Raw genomic sequence first — 3,772 nt, forward strand, 5'->3', positions numbered from 1 at the left:
CGCGATGCCGGCCCCAGTGAACTCAGCCTTCGGGTTGGGGTGGTGGGTGGCTGGTCGTTGCTTGAGAACTGCACAGTGGACGCGAGCATCTGTGGCCAAGTTTTTAAGGGCGCACGGTGGATGCCTTGGCACCAGGAACCGATGAAGGACGTGGGAGGCCGCGATAGGCCCCGGGGAGCTGTCAACCGAGCTTTGATCCGGGGGTGTCCGAATGGGGAAACCCGGCAGTCGTCATGGGCTGTCACCCGCTGCTGAACACATAGGCAGTGTGGAGGGAACGCGGGGAAGTGAAACATCTCAGTACCCGCAGGAAGAGAAAACAACCGTGATTCCGGGAGTAGTGGCGAGCGAAACTGGATGAGGCCAAACCGTATTGGTGTGATACCCGGCAGGGGTTGCCAGTGCGGGGTTGTGGGAGTTCTCTTGATCGGTCTGCCGGCCGGTCGGTGAGTCAGAAACCGTTGATGTAGGCGAAGGGCATGCGAAAGGCCCGGCGTAGAGGGTAAGACCCCCGTAGCTGAAATGTTAGCGGCTTGCTTGAGAACCACCCAAGTAGCACGGGGCCCGAGAAATCCCGTGTGAATCTGGCGGGACCACCCGTTAAGCCTAAATATTCCCTGGTGACCGATAGCGGATAGTACCGTGAGGGAATGGTGAAAAGTACCGCGGGAGCGGAGTGAAATAGTACCTGAAACCGTGTGCCTACAAGCCGTGGGAGCGTCGCGCAAGGATTTTGTCTTTGCGTCGTGACTGCGTGCCTTTTGAAGAATGAGCCTGCGAGTTTGCGGTATGTTGCGAGGTTAACCCGTGTGGGGAAGCCGTAGCGAAAGCGAGTCCGAAGAGGGCGTGGAGTAGCATGCTCAAGACCCGAAGCGGAGTGATCTAGCCATGGGCAGGTTGAAGCGGAGGTAAGACTTCGTGGAGGACCGAACCCACCAGGGTTGAAAACCTGGGGGATGACCTGTGGTTAGGGGTGAAAGGCCAATCAAACTCCGTGATAGCTGGTTCTCCCCGAAATGCATTTAGGTGCAGCGTCGTGTGTTTCTTGCCGGAGGTAGAGCACTGGATAGGCGATGGGCCCTACCGGGTTACTGACCTTAGCCAAACTCCGAATGCCGGTAAGTGAGAGCGCGGCAGTGAGACTGTGGGGGATAAGCTCCATGGTCGAGAGGGAAACAGCCCAGAGCATCGACTAAGGCCCCTAAGCGTGTGCTAAGTGGGAAAGGATGTGGAGTCGCAGAGACAACCAGGAGGTTGGCTTAGAAGCAGCCATCCTTGAAAGAGTGCGTAATAGCTCACTGGTCAAGTGATTCCGCGCCGACAATGTAGCGGGGCTCAAGCACACCGCCGAAGTCGTGTCATTGCAGCATGAGGGCTAACGCCTGTTGTGATGGGTAGGGGAGCGTCGTGTGCCGGGTGAAGCAGCCGTGGAAGCGAGTTGTGGACGGTTCACGAGTGAGAATGCAGGCATGAGTAGCGATACAAGAGTGGGAAACTCTTGCGCCGATTGACTAAGGGTTCCTGGGTCAAGCTGATCTGCCCAGGGTAAGTCGGGACCTAAGGCGAGGCCGACAGGCGTAGTCGATGGACAACCGGTTGATATTCCGGTACCCGCTTTGAAGCGCCCAGTACTGAATCAGGCGATGCTAAGTCCGTGAAGCCGCCCTGATCTCTTCGGAGTTGAGGGGAGTGGTGGAGCCGACGGACCAGACTTGTAGTAGGTAAGCGATGGGGTGACGCAGGAAGGTAGTCCAGCCCGGGCGGTGGTTGTCCCGGGGTAAGGGTGTAGGCCGTGTGGTAGGTAAATCCGTCACACGTTGAGGCTGAGACCTGATGCCGAGCCGATTGTGGTGAAGTGGATGATCCTATGCTGTCGAGAAAAGCCTCTAGTGAGTTTCATGGCGGCCCGTACCCTAAACCGACTCAGGTGGTCAGGTAGAGAATACCGAGGCGTTCGGGTGAACTATGGTTAAGGAACTCGGCAAAATGCCCCCGTAACTTCGGGAGAAGGGGGGCCATTTCTGGTGATGACATTTACTGTCTGAGCTGGGGGTGGCCGCAGAGACCAGCGAGAAGCGACTGTTTACTAAAAACACAGGTCCGTGCGAAGCCGTAAGGCGATGTATACGGACTGACGCCTGCCCGGTGCTGGAACGTTAAGGGGACCGGTTAGTCGACCTTCGGGTTGGCGAAGCTGAGAACTTAAGCGCCAGTAAACGGCGGTGGTAACTATAACCATCCTAAGGTAGCGAAATTCCTTGTCGGGTAAGTTCCGACCTGCACGAATGGCGTAACGACTTCTCGACTGTCTCAACCATAGGCCCGGTGAAATTGCATTACGAGTAAAGATGCTCGTTTCGCGCAGCAGGACGGAAAGACCCCGGGACCTTTACTATAGCTTGATATTGGTGTTCGGTTCGGCTTGTGTAGGATAGGTGGGAGACTGTGAAGCGCCAACGCCAGTTGGTGTGGAGTCGTTGTTGAAATACCACTCTGGTCGTGCTGGATGTCTAACCTGGGTCCGTGATCCGGATCAGGGACAGTGTCTGGTGGGTAGTTTAACTGGGGCGGTTGCCTCCTAAAGGGTAACGGAGGCGCCCAAAGGTTCCCTCAGCCTGGTTGGCAATCAGGTGTTGAGTGTAAGTGCACAAGGGAGCTTGACTGTGAGACTGACGGGTCGAGCAGGTACGAAAGTAGGGACTAGTGATCCGGCGGTGGCTTGTGGAAGCGCCGTCGCTCAACGGATAAAAGGTACCCCGGGGATAACAGGCTGATCTTCCCCAAGAGTCCATATCGACGGGATGGTTTGGCACCTCGATGTCGGCTCGTCGCATCCTGGGGCTGGAGTCGGTCCCAAGGGTTGGGCTGTTCGCCCATTAAAGCGGTACGCGAGCTGGGTTTAGAACGTCGTGAGACAGTTCGGTCCCTATCCGCTGTGCGCGTAGGAGTCTTGAGAAGGGCTGTCCCTAGTACGAGAGGACCGGGACGGACGAACCTCTGGTGTGCCAGTTGTTCTGCCAAGGGCATGGCTGGTTGGCTACGTTCGGAAAGGATAACCGCTGAAAGCATCTAAGCGGGAAGCCTGCTTCGAGATGAGGGCTCCCTCCCACTTGATGGGGTAAGGCTCCCAGTAGACGACTGGGTTGATAGGCCAGATATGGAAGACCGGTAACGGTTGGAGTTGACTGGTACTAATAGGCCGAGGGCTTGTCCTCAGTTGCTCGCGTCCACTGTGTAGGTTCTGAAGTAACGAACTCGCCATGCTGGTTGGAGTTTATCTTCATAGTGTTTCGGTGGTTATTGCGTTAGGGAAACGCCCGGTTACATTCCGAACCCGGAAGCTAAGCCTTTCAGCGCCGATGGTACTGCAGGGGGGACCCTGTGGGAGAGTAGGACGCCGCCGAACAATCTTTGTGGGAAGGCCCCGCACCGTATGGTGCGGGGCCTTCCTGCGTTTGTGGTTTGTGAAAAGCCTCGTCGGGGACTTCGGTTCCCGGCGGGGCTTTTTTGCGTTGGGCAGTCGGCTTGGGGTGGGGGCTGGGAGGCTGCTGTGGTGATGGACTACTTGATCAGGGTGGTGCGGGTGGACGAGTGGCGGCGGCTCAAGGAGTTGCGGCTGGCGGATCCGTTGGCGGCGGTCGCGTTCAACCAGACCTGGGAGAAGACCTCGGTACTGGGGATGCGGGGGTGCGGGAGGTGGAGATGGTGGTGGTGAGGGGAGCGGGGTAGGTGGTGAGGGGGTGTCAGGTGGGGTGGGGGAGGGGGGGGGCGG

The 3,772-nt window shown here is 57.7% G+C and carries 1 protein-coding gene and 2 rRNA genes; all 3 read left to right on the top strand.

Annotation, left to right across the window (positions count from 1 at the left end):
- Positions 1-93: 93 nt before the first annotated feature.
- The 3 genes from RZ84_RS20650 (at position 94) to RZ84_RS39880 (ending at position 3,715) form a co-directional block, all read left to right on the top strand.
- Positions 94-3,215, top strand: a 23S ribosomal RNA gene (locus tag RZ84_RS20650).
- Positions 3,216-3,289: 74 nt separating this feature from the next.
- Positions 3,290-3,406 (top strand): 5S ribosomal RNA (gene rrf, locus RZ84_RS20655).
- A 147-nt stretch (positions 3,407-3,553) separates the two neighbouring features.
- Positions 3,554-3,715, top strand: coding sequence for a hypothetical protein (locus RZ84_RS39880; protein WP_198540017.1), 162 nt, complete (start codon positions 3,554-3,556; stop codon positions 3,713-3,715).
- Positions 3,716-3,772 lie beyond the last annotated feature (57 nt).

This window comes from Streptomyces sp. CT34 (assembly GCF_000805335.1).
Classification (GTDB): Bacteria; Actinomycetota; Actinomycetes; order Streptomycetales; family Streptomycetaceae; genus Streptomyces.